Origin of the sequence: Streptomyces sp. NPDC053431 (assembly GCF_044544925.1) — a bacterium.
GTDB lineage: Bacteria > Actinomycetota > Actinomycetes > Streptomycetales > Streptomycetaceae > Streptomyces.
In genome coordinates, this window is record NZ_JBITXX010000016.1 from 115,147 (window position 1) to 133,430 (window position 18,284).

Below are 18,284 nucleotides of genomic sequence, written 5' to 3' on the forward strand. Positions count from 1 at the left end.
CCGAAGGAGCCCCCCGCGTGATCCGCGCCGCCGTCCTGCCCGCCGTCGGCTCTCCCCTGGAGATCATCGGCATCGAACTGCCCGAGCCCGGCCCCGGCCAGGTGCGGGTCCGGCTCGCCGCCGCCGGCGTCTGCCACTCCGACCTGTCGCTGACCAACGGCACCATGCGAGTGCCCGTCCCCGCCGTTCTCGGCCACGAGGGCGCCGGCACGGTCGTCTCCGTCGGCGAGGGCGTCACCCATGTCGCCCCCGGCGACGGCGTCGTCCTCAACTGGGCGCCGTCCTGCGGCAGGTGCCACCCCTGCTCGCTCGGCGAGGTCTGGCTCTGCGCCGACGCGATGAGCGGGGCGGCGAATGTCCACGCCCGCACCGAGGACGGCACCGAGCTGCACCCCGGGCTCAACGTGGCCGCCTTCGCCGAGGAGACCGTGGTCGCGGCGAACTGCGTGCTGCCCGTGCCCGACGGCGTCCCCCTCACCGACGCCGCGCTGCTCGGCTGCGCGGTCCTCACCGGCTGGGGCGCCGTGCACCACTCCGCCCGGGTGCGGGAGGGTGAGACCGTCGCGGTCTTCGGCGTCGGCGGCGTCGGCCTCGCCACCCTGCAGGCCGCCCGGATCGCGGGGGCCGCGACGATCGTCGCGGTGGACGTGTCGCCCGAGAAGGAGGCCCTGGCGCGGGCCGCGGGCGCCACCGAGTACGTCGTCGCCTCCGAGACCACCGCCAAGGACGTCCGGAAGCTGACGGGCGGCCACGGCGTCGACGTGTCCGTCGAGTGCGTGGGCCGCGCGGCGACCATCCGCGCCGCCTGGGACGCCACCCGGCGCGGCGGCCGCACCACGGTCGTCGGCATCGGCGGCAAGGAGGAGAAGGTCACGTTCCACGCCCTGGAGATCTTCCACTGGGGCCGTACGCTGTCCGGCTGCGTCTACGGCAACTCCGACCCGGCGAAGGACCTCCCGGTGCTCGCCGAGCACATCCGCGCCGGCCGCCTCGACCTGAGCGCCCTGGTCACCGAACGCATCACCCTGGAGGGCATCCCGGGCGCCTTCGACAACATGCTGGCGGGCAAGGGCGGGCGCGCGCTGGTCGTGTTCTAGACGGGACCCGGGCGGAGCCTTCGTCGCGAGGGCTCCGCCGAGGGCCCCGCCGCAGTCCCGGCCGGACCGTCGTCGTCAGGCCGTCTCCCTCGGGGGCGGCCCGCTCAGGCCGGTTCCTTCCGGGCAGCCGGCTCCGTTCCGGCCGGCTCCGTTGTTCCGGCCGGCTCCTGCCGGGCCGGCTCCGTGGGCCCGGCCGCAGGCACCACGGGGGCCTTCGGCCGGGACCGCGAGACCGCCACGCCCGCCAGGCACAGCGCGCCGCCGCCGAGCGTGAGCAGCGCGGGCAGCTCGCCGAGCAGCGCCCAGGCCATCAGCACCACCAGGGCCGGTACGGCGTACGTCGTCGCGCCCATCCGCCCCGCCGTCGTACGGGCCAGGGCGTAGGCCCAGGTGGTGAAGGCCAGGGCGGTCGGGAACACGCCGAGGTACAGCATGTTGAGGGTCGCCGACAGCGGTGCCTCGGCCGCCTCCTCGACGAGCTGCCCGGCGAACGGCAGACAGGCCACCGCGCCGACCAGGCACCCGAAGGTGGTCACCTGCAGCGCGCTGCCGTGGGCGAGCGCGGGCTTCTGGGCGACGACCCCGCCGGCGTACGCCATCGCCGCGATCAGGCACAGCACCACACCGAGGACCGAGGCGTGGCTCTCGCCGGAGCCGCCCGACATCGAGAGGCCGACGGCCACCGCGCCGGCGAAGGACACGCCCATCCCGGCGAGCAGCCGCGGCGGCAGGGCCTCGCCGAGCACCTTCGCGCCGAGCAGGGCGATCAGGATCGGGCCGATGTTCACGACCATCGCGGCCGTGCCCGCGTCGACCTCCTGCTCGCCCCAGTTGAGCACCACCATGTAGACGCCGAACCACATCAGTCCGGACAGGGCGATGCCCTTCCAGGCGGCGCGCGGCGGCAGGCCCTCGCGCCGTATCAGAAGGACGATCCCGAGGACGAGGGAGCCGGCGAGGAGCCGCCCGAGGGCGAGGGCGCCGGGCGAGTAGGCGGCCCCCGCGCTGCGGATGGAGACGAAGGCGGAGGCCCACAGGACGACGGTGACACCGGCGGCGGCGAGCGCGAGACGGGAGGTTCGGTTCGGCATGGGACGACCGTAGGGCGCGGACCGTTCGGCGGTCACCGCAATATCCCGCGGGGGCGCCGGCCGGGTCATCGGAGCGCCGCCGGTTCGATGCCGAGGGCCGTGCGCAGTGCGTGTTCCCCGTCCGCCGTCACCTTCACCGCGCGCTCGGAACCGATCCGTACGCACCATCCGGCGTCCATCGCGTGCCGGCACAGCGCCGCGCCGGCGATCCCGGCGAGGTGCGGCCTGCGCTCGGTCCAGTCCAGGCAGCCCCGCGCGACGGGCCGCCGCCCCCGGGCCACGAGCGGAATGCCCTGCTCGGCGAACCAGGCCAGGCCGCCGTCGGTGAGCGCGAACCCGGTGTCCTGGCGCAGCAGTCCGCGTACGGTCATCGCCTCCGTGATGGCGATCCCCAGCCGGCCGGCGAGATGGTCGTAGCAGGTCCGGCCGCGCGCCATCGCCTGCCCGGCGCTCGCGGCCCGCAGGGTGCGCGGCGCCTCGGGCACGGCCGGTTCGGAGCGGGCGGCGAGGTCCTCGACGAGGTGGGCGATCCCGGCGTCGGCGAGCCGCACGTAACGGTGCCTGCCCTGCCGCTCCTCGGCGAGCACCCCGCCCGCGACGAGCTTGCCGAGGTGCTCGCTGGTGGTCGACGGCGCCACCCGCGCGTGCCGGGCCAGCTCCCCGGCCGTCCACGCCCGCCCGTCGAGCAGGGCGAGCAGGAAGGCGGCGCGGGTCTCGTCGGCGAAGAGGGCGGCGAGGGAGGCGAGGTCTTTGGGGGCCATTCCCTCAGGATGCCGCAGTCATGCTTCGGCCCCGGCCGAACCGTCCCCGCGCTCCTCCGGCGCTCCTCCGGCGCCCGACGCCGCCCGCCCGGCGGCCGTGCCCGGCCCTCCGCGCCGTCCAGCCGCGCCCGGCCTCCTGGCCCTCCGCGTCTACTCCGCCCGTCCCGTCGCCGTCCGTGCCGCCGCGTCCATGCCGCCTCGGCCTCCCGCCTCGCGCCCGGCCCGCCTAGGCGTTCACGCCCCGCGCCCGGCCCGCGCGCCCTTACGCGCCCCGCTCCGTCCCGTACGCCGCGAACTGGGCCTGCAGTCCGTCGAGCAGGGCGCGCAGGCCCGTCGTGAAGGCGCCCTCGTCGACCTTCTCGCGGTGTTCGGCGAGCAGGTGCGCCTGGCCGAGGTGGGGGTAGTCGGCGGGGTCGTAGGCGGTCTCGTCGTCGACGAAGCCGCGGGCGAAGGAGCCGAGCGCGGAGCCGGTGACGAAGTAGCGCATCAGGGCGCCGATATAGGTGGCCTGGGCCGGCGGCCAGCCGGCCCGGACCATCGCGCCGAAGACCGCGTCGGCGACCTTCAGGCCCGCCGGGCGGCGGCCCGGGCCCTGGGCGAGGACCGGGACGACGTGTGGGTGGTCGGCGAGCGCGGCCCGGTAGGACACCGCCCAGTCGTGGAGTGCTGTGCGCCAGTCACGGGGGTCGTCCGCCGCGAACATGGACAGGTCGATCTTGGCGCTGACCGCGTCCGCGACGGCGTCCAGGATCTCGTCCTTGGTGCGGAAGTGGTTGTAGAGGGAGGGCCCGCTCACGCCCAGCTCGGCCGCGAGCCGCCGGGTCGACAGTGCGTCGAGTCCCTCGGCGTCCACGAGCGCCGCCGCCGTCGCGACGATGCGGTCTCGGCTGAGGAGGGGCTTGCGCGGTCGGGCCATGGCGCACATAGTAGGCCTGGCCACGAAAACTAGCAGTGGTAATTAAGTTCTGGGAGAAGGCGGTGGCGCGGTGAATCTGGAGCTCAGCGAGGAGCAGGAGGCCGTACGGCGGCTCGCCGAGGACTTCGTCGCCCGCGAGGTCGCCCCGCACGTCGTGGAGTGGGACCGCGCCGAGGACGTCGACCGGGCGATCGTGAAGAAGCTCGGCGCCGTCGGCTTCCTCGGTCTGACGATCCCGGAGGAGTACGGCGGCTCCGGCGGCGACCACCTCTCCTACTGCCTCGTCACCGAGGAGCTGGGCCGCGGCGACTCCTCCGTGCGCGGCATCGTCTCCGTCTCGCTCGGCCTGGTCGCCAAGACCGTCGCCGGCTGGGGCGACGAGGAGCAGAAGCGGACCTGGCTGCCCCGGCTCACCTCCGGCGACGCCCTCGGCTGCTTCGGCCTCACCGAGCCGGGCACCGGCTCCGACGCCGGGAACCTGGCCACCCGCGCGGTCCGCGACGGCGACACGTACGTGATCAACGGCAGCAAGACGTTCATCACCAACGGCACCTGGGCCGACGTCGTCCTGCTCTTCGCCCGCAGCAACGACACCCCCGGCCACAAGGGCGTCTCCGCCTTCCTCGTGCCCACCGACACCCCGGGCCTCACCCGCCGCGCCATCCACGGGAAGCTCGGTCTGCGCGGCCAGGCCACCGCCGAACTGGTCCTGCAGGACGTCCGCGTCCCGGCGAGCGCGCTGCTCGGCCCGGAGGGGAAGGGCTTCTCCGTCGCCATGTCCGCCCTCGCCAAGGGCCGCATGTCGGTGGCGGCCGGCTGTGTCGGCATCGCCCAGGCCGCGCTCGACGCGGCGGTGCGCTACGCGGGGGAGCGCGAGCAGTTCGGCAAGCCCATCGCCTCGTACCAGCTGGTCCAGGAGCTGATCAGCGACATCGCCGTCGACGTGGACGCGGCCCGGCTGCTGACCTGGCGGGTCGCCGATCTGATCGACCGCGGCGAGGAGTTCGCCACGGCCGCGTCGAAGGCCAAGCTGTACGCCTCCGAGGCCGCCGTGCGCTCGGCCAACAACGCCCTCCAGGTCTTCGGCGGCTACGGCTACATCGACGAGTACCCGGTCGGCAAGCTGCTGCGGGACGCCCGCGTGATGACCCTCTACGAGGGCACCAGCCAGATCCAGAAGCTCATCATCGGGCGGGCGCTCACGGGTGTGTCCGCGTTCTGAGTACCCCGCGGCACGCTGCTGAGTATCCGGGCGGATGTGGCCGAGGCCACGTCCGCCCGATCCTGTCCGGCATGAGCGACACACCGGTCAAGCAGCAGAACACCGCCGCCTACTACCTGCAGGCCGTCATCTCCTTCGGGCTCGCCCTGGTGGCGGTGACCGTCGGGATCTACCAGCTGGAGGCGAGCGCCTGGGTGCGGGCCTTCCTCGCCGTATCCGTCCTCTACCTCACCACCTCCGCCTTCACCCTCTCCAAGGTCGTCCGCGACCGGCAGGAGGCGGGGCAGATCGTCAGCCGCGTCGACCAGGCCCGTCTGGAGAAGCTGCTCGCCGAGCACGACCCGTTCCAGAAGCTCTGACACCGCCGCATCTCTCTAAGCGCTTGCTCACCGGCGTTGTATGGTGTTCGTCCTTGGACGGCCCGAGAAGGAGTGTGCGATGAGCGCGGCGGAGGAGACCCCCGGCGGCGAGGAGATGCCGTGGGGCGAGGTCACGCCCGAGGCCGCCCGGCGCCTGCTGGTCGCGGCCGTCGAGGCGTTCGCCGAGCGCGGCTACCACGCCACCACGACCCGGGACATCGCGGGCCGGGCCGGCATGAGCCCGGCCGCGCTCTACATCCACTACAAGACCAAGGAAGAGCTGCTCCACCGGATCAGCCGGATCGGCCACGACAAGGCCCTGGAGATCCTGCGGGAGGCCGCCGACGGTGACGGCACGGCCGCCGAGCGGCTCGCCGACGCCGTACGGTCCTTCGTCCGCTGGCACGCCGAGCGCCACACCACCGCCCGGGTCGTGCAGTACGAGCTCGACGCCCTCGGCGCCGAGCACCGCGACGAGATCGTGGCGCTGCGCCGCGAGTCGGACGCCACCGTGCGGCGGATCATCAACGAGGGCGTGGCGGCCGGGGAGTTCGACGTCCCCGACGTGGCCGGCACGGCGGTCGCCGTGCTCTCCCTCTGCATCGACGTCTCGCGCTGGTTCAACGTGCAGGGCCGCCGGACGCCCGACGAGGTCGGCGCGCTCTACGCCGACCTCGTGCTGCGGATGGTCGGCGGTCAGAAGTAGTAGCGGGAGACCGACTCGGCGACGCACACCGGCTTGTCGCCGCCCTCGCGCTCCACGGTCACCGTCGCCGTGACCTGCACCCCGCCGCCGGCCTCCGTCACGTCGGTGAGGACGGCGGTGGCGCGCAGCCGCGAGCCGACCGGGACCGGGGCGGGGAAGCGGACCTTGTTGGTGCCGTAGTTGATGCCCATCTTCATGCCCTCGACACGCATGACCTGCGGGACGAAGGTCGGCAGCAGCGAGAGCGTGAGGTAGCCGTGCGCGATCGTCCGCCCGAACGGGCCGGTGGCGGCGCGCTCCGGGTCGACGTGGATCCACTGGTGGTCGCCCGTGGCCTCGGCGAACTGGTCGATCCGCTTCTGCTCGATCTCCAGCCAGTCGCTGTGCCCCAGCTGCTCGCCGACCCCGGCGCGCAGCTCCTCGGCGGAGGTGAAGATCCTCGGCTCGGCCATGTTCCTCGTCCCGTCTCTCGGCAGTCTCAAAAGGTGGTGTCTAAGCGCTTGCTCAGGATGTGCGGGGAGGGCTCGCCTTGTCAACGGAACGGAACGGTCCTGACGTAGGGTCGACCGAGTGCCGCAGATTCCCGAGAAGATCCACGAGCTCACCGTCGGCCAGCTCTCCGCGCGCAGCGGGGCGGCCGTCTCCGCCCTCCACTTCTACGAGGCGAAGGGCCTCATCAGCAGCCGCCGCACCAGCGGCAACCAGCGCCGCTACGGCCGCGACATCCTGCGCCGGGTCGCCTTCATCCGCGCCGCGCAACGGGTCGGCATCCCCCTCGCCACCGTCCGCGACGCCCTGGCGCAGCTCCCGGAGGAGCGCACGCCCACGCACGAGGACTGGGCCCGGCTCTCGGCGACCTGGCGGACGGAACTCGACGAGCGGATCAAGCAGCTCGGCCGGCTGCGGGACCACCTCAGCGACTGCATCGGCTGCGGCTGCCTGTCCCTGGAGAAGTGCGTGCTCTCCAACCCCGACGACGTCTTCGGCGAGCGCCTGACCGGCTCGCGCCTGCTGCCCGAGCGCACGGAGGACTGACACCCCGCGGGGCCGCGGCGGCGGGAACGAAGGCGGCCAGCGAGCAGGAGCCCACCACCGCGGCACCGAAGGCGGCGGCGGAGAAAAGCGAGCAGGAGCCCACCACCCCCGTGGGTGGGCCCCTGCTCGGTCCGGGACGCGGGCGTCACTCGTACTCGGTGCCGCCCTTGCGGGTCAGATACGCCGGGCTGACCGCCTTCGCGATCGCCCGTCCGCCGACGACCGGGCTGTACCGCTCGGTCACCGGGCGGATCACGACCCCCTCGCGCAGATGCAGCGCGCGGCCGGAGACCGTCTCCCGACCGCTCGCCAGCGCGAGCACGGTGTCCAGGTCGTACGGACCGGTGTGCAGGCGCGGTACGAGCGGCAGCTCGCCCGGCTCCAGCACCTCGGCCGGGTCCAGCCAGCGCACCTGCCCGTCGATCTCGGCGGACACGTCGAACACGGCGAAGCCGAGCCCGTCCTCGGCGCGGGCGTTCGCCCCGTAGGCCAGGTCCTGCACCCCCGCGCCGTACACCTCGCCGAAGACGCCGACGCGGGTCGCCCCGAGCCGCTCGGCGAGGCGGGCGGCGACGGCGGGCACGCCGTGCGCGTGGACGGCGCGCCAGTACAGATTGCGCGGGTCCTCCTTCAGCGCGAGGCCCTTGGCGCCGAAGCCCTTGGAGGAGACTAGCGTCCGGTCCGCCTCGGCGAGATGGGTGACGAGGCAGGCCGTGCCGTGCAGCTTCTCGGTGAGGACCACCGGCTCGCCCGGCTCGAAGACGTCCGGGAAACGATGCAGGTTCTCGATCTCCACCCAGGGCAGCAGGTCCGGCTCCGCCGCCACCTCCCCGCTCATGGTCGGCGGGATCGGCGGCGCCCACTTGGTGATCCCGAGCAGCTCCGCGAAGTCCGTCCCTTCCTCCGCCGCCCGCCGGAGATCCACCCCGTCGAGCGCCTTCGGCAGGCACACCAGTCCCTGCGACAACTCCCCTCGCAGCCGTACCGCCTTGACCCGGTCGCTCGCCTTCCCGGCGAGCCGCCCGGTCAGCCCCAGTTCGTCGACCAGCGCGGCCGGCAGTACCGCCTGCTCCGGAATGTAGAGCGCGACGTCACCCGTGCGGTACCGGCCCTTGGCGACCACGGCCCGGTACAGCCCGACCTGCGCGAGTTCGAGCGCGTCGGCGTTGGGGTGGTCGTGGACGGTCAGGCTTTCGGCGGTGACGCGCAGCGTCGACATGTCAGAACTCCGGTCGCTCGGCGGGTTTCCCGTAGGTGGTCATCGCCGCACACTGTGCCGGGTCCGAATTCCCCTGGGCCAGCGGATTGTTGGCTGGTAGCGTCATCCTCTTCGCGGGGCGCGGCCCCGACGGAGTCCCGGCAGGACCACCGTGTCGACCGATCACCACACCCCCATGTCAGCGGCGCTCGCCGCCGCCCACCGCCGCGTGAAGCGGGTTTTCGCCGGCCGGACCGCGCGCCCCGGCGGCTGCGGATACTGCTACGCCCCACACGAGTTGGAGCTGCTGACGCTGCCCGACACGCCGGTCGGTGACGATCTTCTGCGGATGATGTTCCACGAGACGCCCGACCACTTCACGGACCATCCCGGTGTGATGCGGCGGCTGCTGCCGCAGTTCCTCGCGTACGCGGCCGAGGGCCGTTTCGCGGGGGCGGGATACCTGCCCACGGGCCTCGGCCGCACGGACTGGCAGCGATGGCCCCGTAAGGAGGCGGAGGCCGTCGACGCCTTCCTCGCCACCTGGTGGGCCGAGACGCTGGCCTCGCCCACGCCCCGTCCCGATGTGCGCACCGTCTACGAGCTGTGCGCCGACATGCGCCAGTCCGTGACGCCGATGCTCGACCACTGGGCGGCTCGCCTCGGCGCGGAGGCGGAGCGGCGGCACCTGGTGGCATGGCTGGACCACGGCATCGACGACCTCCTCCAGGACGACGCCTCGCGCTGGACGTCCGCCTGGGCCCCCGATCCGCTCGTGGAGGTGCGGGCCTGGCTCCTCCGGCACGCCTCCCACCTCGACGCCCGGGTCCCCCTGCTCGCGCTGCCGCCCGAGGAGCGGTGGATCGCCTACGCCGACATGGTCGCCGCGGCGGACTCGGCGAGCGCCGCCGACACCAGCTGAGCGTTCGAGCCCGCCGGCGTCCCGTCCGGGAGCAGCAGGGTGTCCTCCAGGCCGGTACGGGCGGCGAGGCCCAGCCGGCGCGCGAGCCGGAAGAGCGGCCAGGCCGCGGTCCCGCGGCCGTACAGCAGGACCGGGCGGGTGTGCGGCGAGCGGGCGAGCGTCGCGAGGAGGGCGATCGCCGCCTCCTCCGACGCGGCCTCCGCGAGGACGCGCGGCACCCGCGGTGCCAGGGAGGAGCGCAGGAAACGGGCCGGGCCGTCGGTGCCCTGGCGCAGCACCGCGTCGACGGCGACGCCCCGGTCGAGCAGCGCCGCCGCCAGGACCTCGGCGCCCGGTTCGTGCCACGCCACCGTCGCGCGGTCCGGCAGCGCCGTCCAGGAACGGACCCGGGCGAGCCGGCGGACCGGGTCGGGCTCCGCCGACGCACCGGTCGTCACGCCGACCGGCACGGTCACGGCCGCGCGGAGCGCGGCCAGGGTGTCGGCGAGCACCCGCGGCGAGAGCGTGTCGCCGCCGCAGGGCGTCCTGGGATGGACGTGCACCTCGTCCGCGCCGGCGGCCACGGCCGCCCCGGCCGCCTCGGCCATCGCGACCGGGGACATCGGCACCGCCGCGCCGTCCCCGGGCCCGCGGCCCCCGTTGAGACAGACCTGGAGCATCAGGCCACCGACGCCAGCCGCGGCACGCCCTCGCCGCGCGTCCGGGCGAGCGCCCGCGGCGTCAGCACGGCGCGGGGTATCAGCACCCCGCAGTCCGCGCACACCGGCCCGAACCACGGCTCGTCCCGCAGCTCGGCCCGCCATTCGATGTGCGGCCCCGCGCACACCGGGCAGCGCTCGCCCGGGCCGCGCCGCAGCGCGTCCACGAGCCGGCCCACCACCTCGGGCAGCGGCGCCGACGGATGGTGGGCGGGGTCGTCGCAGCGGGCCACCCCGTTGCCGCCCCAGATTTTGCGGTGCCACTCGTCGAGCGCGCCCGGCCGGCGCAGCCCGCCCTGTTTCTCGCGCCGCCGCCGCTCGGCGAACTCGCTCTCGTACGCGAGCCACACGGCCCGCGCCGCCTCCAGCTCCTCGAGCGCCGCCACGAGGCGCCCCGGGTCGGCGTCCCGGTCCTCGGGCCCGAATCCGTGCCTCCGGCACAGATGATCCCAGGTCGCCCTGTGCCCGTACGGCGCGAACCGCTCCAGGCACTTGCGCAGCGAATAGCGCCGCAGCGCCGTGTCGCTCCCAGGATCGCGGACCTGTCTCGCAAGACTCCGGAACCCGGCCATCGTCTGCCACCTCCGTCGCTAGCACCGGCGATATGAGATGGACGAACGAGCCGCCCGTCCTGTTCCATCGATTCGACGATGGAAGCCATCAAGGGTGCCGACGGGAGACACGGTGCGAGAGGCGCTGCTGGGACTCACCGAGAACCCGGCCCTGGCGGCGCAGCTGTGCGAGCGGCTCGCGAGTGGCGGCGAGGAGGAGCCGCTGCCCCCGGCTCGCGGGCCGCGAGGAACCGCCACCGCGCAGGTCGGAGGCCTGCTGAGGGTCAGTGAGGCGCCCCGCCGGTGACAATGGCCCGGCCCGTGCCCATGGCCCGGCCCCGGCCCCGACGGTGACGTGGCCCCGCACGTCATGCGGTCCGGCGCCGTTCACTCGCCGAAGCGGCCCGCGCGGGCCACCAGGCGGGCCAGCTCCTCGTGGCAGATGTCGCTGTGTTCGGACACCACCTGGGCGGCGTCCACGCTGATGCAGCCCGATGCCGGGAGGCCGTCGCGCAGGGCCGCTGCCAGGGTGCGGGTCAGGGTGCCGGGGACGGCCTGGACGCCGTCGTAGCCGATGGCCCACCAGCGGCGGTCCTCCTGGCCGATGAGCGAGTGGTCGTCGCGGGCCAGCCGGGAGGCCAGCGGGTAGAAGACGCGCAGGGCCGAGTCGTGCTGCGAGTGGCAGGCCACCAAGGGGCCGTCGACGCGCGACTGGAGGTCGCGGAGCGAGCCGCCGTGGTCCTGGGCGTGCGGCAGCCGGGCGGCGAAGGCGTAGTGCGAGAAGGCGCCCTGGATGAGCGTCAGCGACTTCACGTTGCGGGCGTCGGCGGGCACCCCGCGCAGCGCGTGGGCGACGAGCCGGCCGCCGAAGCTGTGCCCGACGAGATGGACGCGCAGGCCGGGCGCCGTGCGGGAGAGTTCGCCGAGCAGCGGGCCGAGCCCCCGCTCGCCGACCACGCCGGCCCGGCACTTCATCGTGTAGTACGTGGCCTGCCGCAGGGCCTCCCGGGCGCCCTTCCACAGGCGCTTCAGCCGGTCGCCGCCGAGCAGCGACTCCGCGACCCCCGGGCCCGCCGCGCTCTCCTGCGCGTCGGCGAACATCCCGTAGACCGCCGGCGGATCCCCGACCAGGAAGCCGGGGATGTCGGTGCCCGCCAGGCCTTGCCGGTCCGTGTCCGTCAACTCCCTGAGCAGCGCGGCGAACTCGACGAGCGCGGCCTCCTCCGCCGGCTCCTCCTCGGCCAGCTCCGCGAGCCGCCGGACGGTCGCCGCCCGCTCCGGCACGACCGCGGCCAGCGAGTGGAAGTCGGGGACCGGCTCGTCGGAGAACATCATCGAGGGCCACACCAGGCCGGCGTAGCCGAGCCGCACGCCCGGGCCCGTCACCCCGGGGAAGGGTTGGAAGAAGCGGTCGAAGAGGCCCGTCGCCACCGACGGCGAGTTGTTCCAGCCGTGGGCGAAGACCACCAGGTCCGTGCATCCCTGCCGGGCCAGGGCCGCCAGGGCGCCCGCCTGGCCGGCCGGGCCGTCGCCGTCCTTGTCGAACACGACCTCGCGGTACGGCTCGACACTCGTCACCGTCATGGCCCCGTCCCTCCGCGTCGAAGGCGCGCCGCCGCCCGGGCGTTCCCGGACATTCTTCCCCGGCGGAGGGACGGCCAGTCGTCAGCCGCGCCGCCGCGCCGCCGTGATCACCGGGAAGTGCACGACCGCGTCGTACGAGGTGCCCAGGCGTACGTCCGTCACGTCGCCCGGCCACGGGTACGCGGTGCCGATCGACCGGGTCGGCCGGGCCACGTCCAGCCACTTCCGGGCGGCCGGGGTCGCCCTGCGCAGGTCGAGCACGAAGGGGCGGGCCGCGACCCGGTCGAGGACGTGGGCGTTGCTGTCGGCGCCCAGCGGACCGACCGTGAAGACCCGTACCGGCTCGCCCGCCTCCCGTGTGTCGTGCGCGTTGAAGGAGCCCCGCCCGAAGGAGGCGCCGACGCTCACGTAGTCCCGGCCCAGCGCGTCGCGCAGGAAGGCGCCCTGGGTGCGCGGGTACTGCTCGGGCCAGGTGGTCTCGTACGTGAGGTGCCCGTTGTGCGCGGACACCACCATCCGGTCGCCGGTGTGCCGCTGCCACCACACGGTGTTCTCGGCCATGATCCGGTCGCGGTAGAGCATGGCCTGCGCCGTGCCGCTCTCGGTGCCGAGCTCGTACGTGTACTCCGTGCCGACCTGGGCGATCGCCCGGGCGTGCTGCACCGCCCACGCGTGCGCCGCGCGGTCCTCGGGAGCGGCGGGCCGCTGCCCCTCCAGGAGGGCGAGGGCCCGGTTCACGTCCGCGGCCATGGCCCGGCGCTCGGCGAGCGGCTTCGTCAGGTAGGCGCTCATCCAGCTGTCGACCGGGCCGGACGGGCGCGAGCTCCGGTACAGCTCGCGGAAGCGGGGGAGCAGCTCCGGCCGGGTCCGGGCGACGTAGCCGGTGACCTCGTCGAAGAGGTTGGGCCCCGCGTAGCCGAGGTCGTTGCCCACGAACCGCACCGGGTGGTCCGGGTGGCGCTCGTTGTGCCGGCGCATCCAGACGAACAGGTCCAGGTACTCCTCGTTGTTCCAGAAGGCGTACGAGTTCTGGAACTCGTCGCTCATGATCTTCCGGATGTCGCCCTCGCCGGTCCGCACATAGGCGTCGACGAGCAGGCCGGTGCTCCAGGGCGCCTCCAGCGCGAAGGCGGTGAACCCCTGTTCCTCCACGAGCCGCTCGAAGATCCGGTGCTTGGCCGTGAAGAACTCGGCCGAGCTGTGCGTGGCCTCGCCGAGACCCACCACCTTCGCCGCGCCCACGATCCGTTTCAGGGCCGGGCCGTCGTCCAGCGGGCGGGCGGTGACGGCGAGTTCACGGGCGGGATCGCGGGCCGGGCCGGGCCCGGGCGGTTCGGCCGCGACCGCGGCGGGGGCGAGCAGGCCCACGCAGAGGGCGGCCAGCAGGGCGGCGAGGGGGCGGCGGCGACGTCGTGAGAGAACGTTCATGACCTCAGCCTCCGTTCCGGGGACCGGGCGGGGACATCCCGCCCGCCCCCGTAACCGCGCGGGGGCCAGCCCCCCTCTCAGTGGTACATCAGATACTCCCGCCGCACCGCGTCGAAGGCCGCCAGGTCGCTCTCCCAGGCGCCCACCACCTCGTCCGCCGGCGCGCCGGCGTCGATCATCGTGCGGACGCGGGCCGAGCCGGTCAGCTTGTCGATCCAGTGGTCCGCCCGCCACGCGAAGCCGCTCCATACGCGCCGGGCGGTGACCAGCAGGGCGATCCCGGTCCGCACCGGGTCGAAGACCTCCCGGTCGTGCACCATCAGCTGCACCCCGCCGACGGTCCGGCCCTGGAACTTCGAGAAGGTCGGCGCGAAGTACGCCTCCCGGAAGCGGACGCCCGGCAGGCCGAGCGCGTTCGCGGCCTCCGCCCACCGGCCGTCGATCCCCTCCGCGCCGAGCAGTTCGAAGGGGCGGGTCGTGCCCCGCCCCTCGGAGAGGTTGGTGCCCTCGAAGAGGCAGGTGCCCGAGTAGACGAGCGCCGTCTCGGGCGTCGGCATGTTGGGGCTCGGCGGCACCCACGGCAGCCCGGTCGCGTCGAAGAAGTCACCGCGCCGCCAGCCGCTCGCCGCCACCGTCTCCAGCGCCACCGGCCGCGCCAGGAACTCGCCGTTGAACAGCCGGGCGAGCTCCGCCACCGTCATCCCGTGCGCCTGCGCGATCGGCTCGCGGCCCACGAAGGTCGCGAACGCCCGGTCCAGGACCGGCCCGAGCGCCGCCCGCCCGGTCACCGGGTTCGGCCGGTCCAGCACGACGAACCTCTTGCCCGCGAGCGCGGCCGCCGCCATGCAGTCGTAGAGCGTCCAGATGTACGTGTAGAAGCGGGCGCCGACGTCCTGGATGTCGAAGACGACCGTGTCCACGCCCGAGGCGGTGAAGACGTCCGCGAGCGGCTGACCGCTCTTCAGATAGGTGTCGTAGACGGGCAGCCCGGTCGCCGGGTCGTCGGAGCGGCCCTCCGAGCCGCCCGCCTGCGCGGTGCCGCGGAAGCCGTGCTCGGGGCCGAACACGGCCACCAGGTCCACCCGCTCGTCGGCGTGCATGACGTCCACGACGTGCCGGGCCTCGGCCGTGATCCCGGTCGGGTTGGTGACCACGCCGACCCGCTGCCCGGCGAGCGCCGCGTAGCCGTCGGCGGCCAGCCGCTCGAAGCCGGTGCGGACCCGCCGGCCCCGCCCGGCCGGTGCGTCGGCGGCCGCCGGGGCCGCTCCCGCGGCGGACCCCGCCGCCAGCGCGCCGCCCGCGGCCAGCAGACCTCGTCTGGACAGGCTCATGGAAACCTCCTTGATCGCCTTCCCTGACATGGCCCCGCACGCTAGCGCCCACCGCCGCCGCGCGGAACGAGGCGTGCGGGACGGGCTGCCGACGACCCCTTCCCCGACTCCATACCGACTGGTTAGTCTGCCAGCACAGCCGCAACGGAGAGGTGGACCGCATGAGCACGGTGCAGGGCGCGGGAGTCGTCGTCACGGGGGCGGGAGGCGGTATCGGCGCCGCGCTCGCCCGCCGGTTCGCCGCCGAAGGGGCCCGCGTCGTCGTCAACGACCTCGACCCGGACCGCACCAAGGCCGTCGCCGACGAGATCGGCGGCGTCGCCGTCCCCGGCGACGCGTCCGCCGTCGTCGAGGAGGCCCGGGCCGCGCTGGGCGGGACCGTCGACGTCTGGTGCGCCAACGCCGGGCTCGCCTCGCCCGGCGACGCGTTCGCCGACGAGGAGGTCTGGGCCGCCGCCTGGGACGTCAACGTGATGGCCCACGTCCGCGCGGCCCGGGCGCTGCTGCCCGACTGGCTGGAGCGCGGCAGTGGCCGCTTCGTCTCCACCGTCTCGGCCGCCGGACTGCTCACGATGGTGGGCGCGGCCCCGTACAGCGTCTCCAAGCACGGCGCGTACGCCTTCGCCGAATGGCTCTCGCTCACCTACCGCCACCGCGGCCTCAAGGTCCATGCCATCTGCCCGCAGGGCGTGCGCACCGACATGCTGACCGCCGCCGGATCGGCCGGCGAGCTGGTGCTCGCCCCCACCGCGATCGAGCCCGGGGCCGTCGCGGACGCACTCTTCGACGCCATCGACGCCGACCGCTTCCTCGTCCTGCCGCACCCCGAGGTCGCCGGTTACTACCGGGCCCGGGCGGCCGACCCCGAGCGGTGGATCGGCAACATGAACCACATCCAGCAGAAGTGGGAAGGGGCAGACGCATGACGGACGCCACGCGAGGAGCACGGGCCGGCGACGGTACGGGCACGGGTACGGACCCTGCCGCGCACGCCACGGGTACGGCCACGAGCCCGGCCGCTCACACCACGGGTACGAGCACCAGCCCCGCCACGGACGCCACGGCCACGGACGCCTCCCGCACGCACCCCGGCGGCGCCGGCTCGATCTACGCCGCCAAGCCCTGGCTCGGCAAACTCACCGACGCCCAGCGCGCGCCCGTGAACCCGCCGCCCACCGTGCTGCACGCCTTCCGGGCGGCCGCCGCCCGGACCCCCGACCACCCGGCGCTCGCCTACTTCGACGCCCGGATCTCCTACCGCGAGGTGGACGCGCTCTCCGACTCCGTCGCCGGGCACCTCGCCGCCCGCGGCGTCGAGCGCGGCGACCGGGTCGTGGTCATGCTGCAGAACAGCCCGCACTTCGTCCTCGCCCTGCTGGGCGCCTGGAAGGCCGGAGCCACGGTCGTCCCGCTCAACCCCATGTACAAGGCCGCTGAGGTCGCCCACGCCCTGCGCGACTCCGGCGCCCGTGCCGTGATCTGCTCCGACCGCGCCTGGGACGACTACGTGCGCGACACCGCCGCCGAGACCGGCGTCGCCGCCGCCCTCACCGCCGACGAGCGCCAGCTGCAGACCCGCGACGACGCCCGCGTCCTCGGTTTCGCGCCCGTCCCCACCGAGGTCGACGACCTCCTCGCGGTCGCCCGCGCCGGCCACCCCGCCCCGGCCGGGCGCGAGCTCGTCACCGACGACATCGCCCTGATCAGCTACACCTCCGGCACCAGCGGCACCCCCAAGGGCGCGCTCAACCTGCACCGGGGGATCATGCACAACGCCGAGCGCCAGCGCACCGGCCACCCGATCCCCCCGGGCGGCGTCTACTTCGTGCTCGCGCCGCTCTTCCACATCACCGGACACGTCTGCCAGCTGGCCACCTGCTTCGCCAACGGCGGCACGCTCGCCCTCGCGTACCGCTTCGAGCCGGGGGTCGTCCTCGACGCCTTCCTGGAGCACCGGCCCGCGTACACCGTCGGCCCCTCCACCGCCTTCATGGCGCTCGCCGCACACCCGGCGGCCACTCCCGACCACTTCTCGTCCTTCCTCGTGGTGTCCTCCGGCGGCGCTCCCGTGCCCCCCGCCCTGGTCGAGAAGTTCCGCGCGGGCTTCGGCCCGTACCTGCGCAACGGCTACGGCCTCACCGAGTGCACCGCGCCCTGCGCCGCCGTACCGCCCGAGCACGAGGCGCCCGTCGACCCGGCCTCCGGCACCCTCTCGGTGGGTCTTCCCGGGGCCGACACCGTCGTCCGGATCGTCGACGAGGACGGCGCCGACGTCCCCTTCGGCACCCACGGCGAGATCGCCGTCAGCGGCCCCCAGGTCGTCCCCGGCTACTGGCGGCTGCCGGAGGCCACCGCCGCCACCTTCCCGGGCGGCGAGCTGCGCACCGGTGACATCGGCTTCATGGACGAGGACGGCTGGCTCTACGTCGTCGACCGCAAGAAGGACATGATCAACGCCTCCGGCTTCAAGGTCTGGCCGCGCGAGGTCGAGGACGTCCTCTACACCCACCCGGCCGTCCGCGAGGCCGCCGTCGTCGGCGTCCCCGACGCCTACCGGGGCGAGACCGTCAAGGCGTACGTGAGCCTCCGCCCCGGCGCCGAGGTGAAGCCGGCCGAGCTCTCCGCGTACTGCGAGCAACGGCTGGCCGCGTACAAGTACCCGCGCGAGGTCGAGATCCTGCCGGAGCTCCCCAAGACGACAAGTGGGAAGATCCTCAGGCGGGACCTGCGTTCCCGCACATGAGCACGAGCACGAAGGAAAGGCGGCACCGCATGGCCAGGACGACCGACGGGAACGGCGTCCCCGTGCCCCAGAGACTCCTCGCCGCCGCCACCCGGCTCTTCGCGGAGCAGGGCTACGACCGGACCTCCGTCCAGGAGATCGTCGAGGCGGCGGGCGTCACCAAGGGCGCCCTCTACCACTACTTCGGCTCCAAGGAGGATCTGCTCCAGGAGGTCTACGCACGGGTCCTGCGGCTCCAACAGGAGCGGCTCGACGCCTTCGCGGACTCCGACGCGCCGATCCAGGAGCGGCTGCGGGGCGCCGCCGCCGACGTGGTCGTCACCACCATCGAGAACCTCGACGACGCGTCGATCTTCTTCCGCTCGATGCACCACCTGAGCCCGGCGAAGAACAAGCAGGTACGGGCCGAGCGGCGGCGCTACCACGAGCGCTTCCGGGCGCTGATCGAGGAGGGGCAGCAGGCCGGGGTGTTCTCCACCGCGACCCCCGCCGACCTGGTCGTCGACTACCACTTCGGCTCGGTCCACCACCTGTCCACCTGGTACCGGCCCGACGGCCCGCTGACCCCGCAGCAGGTGGCCGACCACCTGGCGGACCTGCTGCTGCGGGCCCTGCGCCCCTGATCCGCCGGACAGCGCGGTA

General features: G+C 74.1%; 20 protein-coding genes. 10 read left to right on the forward strand and 10 right to left on the reverse strand.

The window, feature by feature from the left end; all coding sequences use genetic code 11:
• Nucleotides 1-17: 17 nt before the first annotated feature.
• Nucleotides 18-1,097, forward strand: coding sequence for a Zn-dependent alcohol dehydrogenase (locus ACIGXE_RS29890; RefSeq protein WP_399752080.1), 1,080 nt, complete (start codon nucleotides 18-20; stop codon nucleotides 1,095-1,097).
• A gap of 104 nt (nucleotides 1,098-1,201) precedes the next feature.
• Here ACIGXE_RS29890 and ACIGXE_RS29895 read toward each other — a convergent pair whose 3' ends face one another.
• From ACIGXE_RS29895 to ACIGXE_RS29905, 3 genes are all read right to left on the reverse strand, one after another.
• On the reverse strand, nucleotides 1,202-2,188 hold the full coding sequence (locus ACIGXE_RS29895; protein ID WP_399752082.1) for a DMT family transporter: 987 nt from the start codon (nucleotides 2,186-2,188) through the stop codon (nucleotides 1,202-1,204).
• Between the two features lie 65 nt (nucleotides 2,189-2,253).
• Nucleotides 2,254-2,949 (reverse strand): ArsR/SmtB family transcription factor, encoded by a 696-nt coding sequence (locus ACIGXE_RS29900; protein WP_399752085.1) that lies wholly within the window; start codon nucleotides 2,947-2,949, stop codon nucleotides 2,254-2,256.
• 262 nt (nucleotides 2,950-3,211) lie between these two features.
• Nucleotides 3,212-3,874 carry a TetR/AcrR family transcriptional regulator gene (locus ACIGXE_RS29905; RefSeq protein ID WP_399752211.1) on the reverse strand — a complete coding sequence of 221 codons (663 nt, stop codon included), beginning with the start codon at nucleotides 3,872-3,874 and terminating at the stop codon, nucleotides 3,212-3,214.
• Nucleotides 3,875-3,935: 61 nt separating this feature from the next.
• Between ACIGXE_RS29905 and ACIGXE_RS29910 the strand changes: the two genes are divergently transcribed.
• The 3 genes from ACIGXE_RS29910 to ACIGXE_RS29920 all read left to right on the forward strand — a co-directional run bounded on the left by ACIGXE_RS29910 (nucleotide 3,936) and on the right by ACIGXE_RS29920 (nucleotide 6,152).
• Nucleotides 3,936-5,087: an acyl-CoA dehydrogenase family protein gene (locus ACIGXE_RS29910; protein ID WP_399752088.1), complete on the forward strand. Its 1,152-nt coding sequence runs from the start codon at nucleotides 3,936-3,938 to the stop codon at nucleotides 5,085-5,087.
• A gap of 71 nt (nucleotides 5,088-5,158) precedes the next feature.
• On the forward strand, nucleotides 5,159-5,446 hold the full coding sequence (locus tag ACIGXE_RS29915; RefSeq protein WP_399752090.1) for a YiaA/YiaB family inner membrane protein: 288 nt from the start codon (nucleotides 5,159-5,161) through the stop codon (nucleotides 5,444-5,446).
• A gap of 79 nt (nucleotides 5,447-5,525) precedes the next feature.
• A complete protein-coding gene (locus ACIGXE_RS29920) occupies nucleotides 5,526-6,152 on the forward strand; it encodes a TetR/AcrR family transcriptional regulator (protein WP_399752093.1) in 627 nt (208 codons plus the stop codon).
• Here the strand turns inward: ACIGXE_RS29920 and ACIGXE_RS29925 are convergent.
• Nucleotides 6,143-6,604 carry a MaoC family dehydratase gene (locus tag ACIGXE_RS29925; RefSeq protein WP_399752095.1) on the reverse strand — a complete coding sequence of 154 codons (462 nt, stop codon included), beginning with the start codon at nucleotides 6,602-6,604 and terminating at the stop codon, nucleotides 6,143-6,145. The genes ACIGXE_RS29920 and ACIGXE_RS29925 overlap by 10 nt on opposite strands.
• A 118-nt stretch (nucleotides 6,605-6,722) precedes the next feature.
• Between ACIGXE_RS29925 and soxR the strand changes: the two genes are divergently transcribed.
• Complete coding sequence (gene soxR, locus ACIGXE_RS29930) at nucleotides 6,723-7,187, forward strand: redox-sensitive transcriptional activator SoxR (RefSeq protein ID WP_399752097.1); 465 nt, start codon at nucleotides 6,723-6,725, stop codon at nucleotides 7,185-7,187.
• Nucleotides 7,188-7,332: 145 nt separating this feature from the next.
• Here soxR and ACIGXE_RS29935 read toward each other — a convergent pair whose 3' ends face one another.
• A complete protein-coding gene (locus ACIGXE_RS29935; protein ID WP_399752099.1) occupies nucleotides 7,333-8,406 on the reverse strand; it encodes an RNA ligase (ATP) in 1,074 nt (357 codons plus the stop codon).
• A gap of 175 nt (nucleotides 8,407-8,581) precedes the next feature.
• Between ACIGXE_RS29935 and ACIGXE_RS29940 the strand changes: the two genes are divergently transcribed.
• The gene (locus ACIGXE_RS29940) at nucleotides 8,582-9,307 is read left to right on the forward strand and encodes a hypothetical protein (RefSeq protein WP_399752101.1); all 726 of its coding nucleotides are present in this window, start codon (nucleotides 8,582-8,584) and stop codon (nucleotides 9,305-9,307) included.
• Here the strand turns inward: ACIGXE_RS29940 and ACIGXE_RS29945 are convergent.
• Together ACIGXE_RS29945 and ACIGXE_RS29950 are read right to left on the reverse strand one after the other, a co-directional pair.
• Entirely contained in the window at nucleotides 9,253-9,966 is a 714-nt protein-coding gene (locus ACIGXE_RS29945; RefSeq protein ID WP_399752103.1) for a 3-keto-5-aminohexanoate cleavage protein, read from the reverse strand. The genes ACIGXE_RS29940 and ACIGXE_RS29945 overlap by 55 nt on opposite strands.
• A complete protein-coding gene (locus ACIGXE_RS29950; protein ID WP_399752104.1) occupies nucleotides 9,966-10,577 on the reverse strand; it encodes a hypothetical protein in 612 nt (203 codons plus the stop codon). The genes ACIGXE_RS29945 and ACIGXE_RS29950 overlap by 1 nt, the downstream gene beginning before the upstream one ends.
• A 112-nt stretch (nucleotides 10,578-10,689) precedes the next feature.
• Here ACIGXE_RS29950 and ACIGXE_RS29955 point away from each other — a divergent pair, with 112 nt between their 5' ends.
• Entirely contained in the window at nucleotides 10,690-10,863 is a 174-nt protein-coding gene (locus ACIGXE_RS29955; RefSeq protein WP_399752106.1) for a hypothetical protein, read from the forward strand.
• An 80-nt stretch (nucleotides 10,864-10,943) separates the two neighbouring features.
• On the opposite strand, the gene ACIGXE_RS29960 is transcribed toward ACIGXE_RS29955, so the two are convergent.
• The 3 genes from ACIGXE_RS29960 to ACIGXE_RS29970 form a co-directional block, all read right to left on the reverse strand.
• The gene (locus ACIGXE_RS29960; RefSeq protein ID WP_399752108.1) at nucleotides 10,944-12,140 is read right to left on the reverse strand and encodes a serine-threonine protein kinase; all 1,197 of its coding nucleotides are present in this window, start codon (nucleotides 12,138-12,140) and stop codon (nucleotides 10,944-10,946) included.
• An 81-nt stretch (nucleotides 12,141-12,221) separates the two neighbouring features.
• Nucleotides 12,222-13,568, reverse strand: a complete 1,347-nt coding sequence (locus ACIGXE_RS29965) for an erythromycin esterase family protein (protein ID WP_399752110.1) — start codon at nucleotides 13,566-13,568, stop codon at nucleotides 12,222-12,224.
• Nucleotides 13,569-13,645: 77 nt separating this feature from the next.
• Complete coding sequence (locus ACIGXE_RS29970; RefSeq protein WP_399752112.1) at nucleotides 13,646-14,899, reverse strand: exo-beta-N-acetylmuramidase NamZ domain-containing protein; 1,254 nt, start codon at nucleotides 14,897-14,899, stop codon at nucleotides 13,646-13,648.
• A gap of 161 nt (nucleotides 14,900-15,060) precedes the next feature.
• Between ACIGXE_RS29970 and ACIGXE_RS29975 the strand changes: the two genes are divergently transcribed.
• Genes ACIGXE_RS29975 through ACIGXE_RS29985 form a run of 3 tightly spaced genes read left to right on the forward strand, consistent with a single transcriptional unit; the run spans nucleotide 15,061 to nucleotide 18,265 of the window.
• Nucleotides 15,061-15,825, forward strand: a complete 765-nt coding sequence (locus ACIGXE_RS29975) for an SDR family oxidoreductase (protein WP_399752114.1) — start codon at nucleotides 15,061-15,063, stop codon at nucleotides 15,823-15,825.
• Nucleotides 15,822-17,642, forward strand: a complete 1,821-nt coding sequence (locus ACIGXE_RS29980; protein ID WP_399752116.1) for an AMP-binding protein — start codon at nucleotides 15,822-15,824, stop codon at nucleotides 17,640-17,642. Before ACIGXE_RS29975 ends, ACIGXE_RS29980 begins: the two co-directional genes overlap by 4 nt.
• 29 nt (nucleotides 17,643-17,671) lie before the next feature.
• Complete coding sequence (locus ACIGXE_RS29985; protein WP_399752212.1) at nucleotides 17,672-18,265, forward strand: TetR/AcrR family transcriptional regulator; 594 nt, start codon at nucleotides 17,672-17,674, stop codon at nucleotides 18,263-18,265.
• The last annotated feature ends 19 nt before the right edge of the window (nucleotides 18,266-18,284 follow it).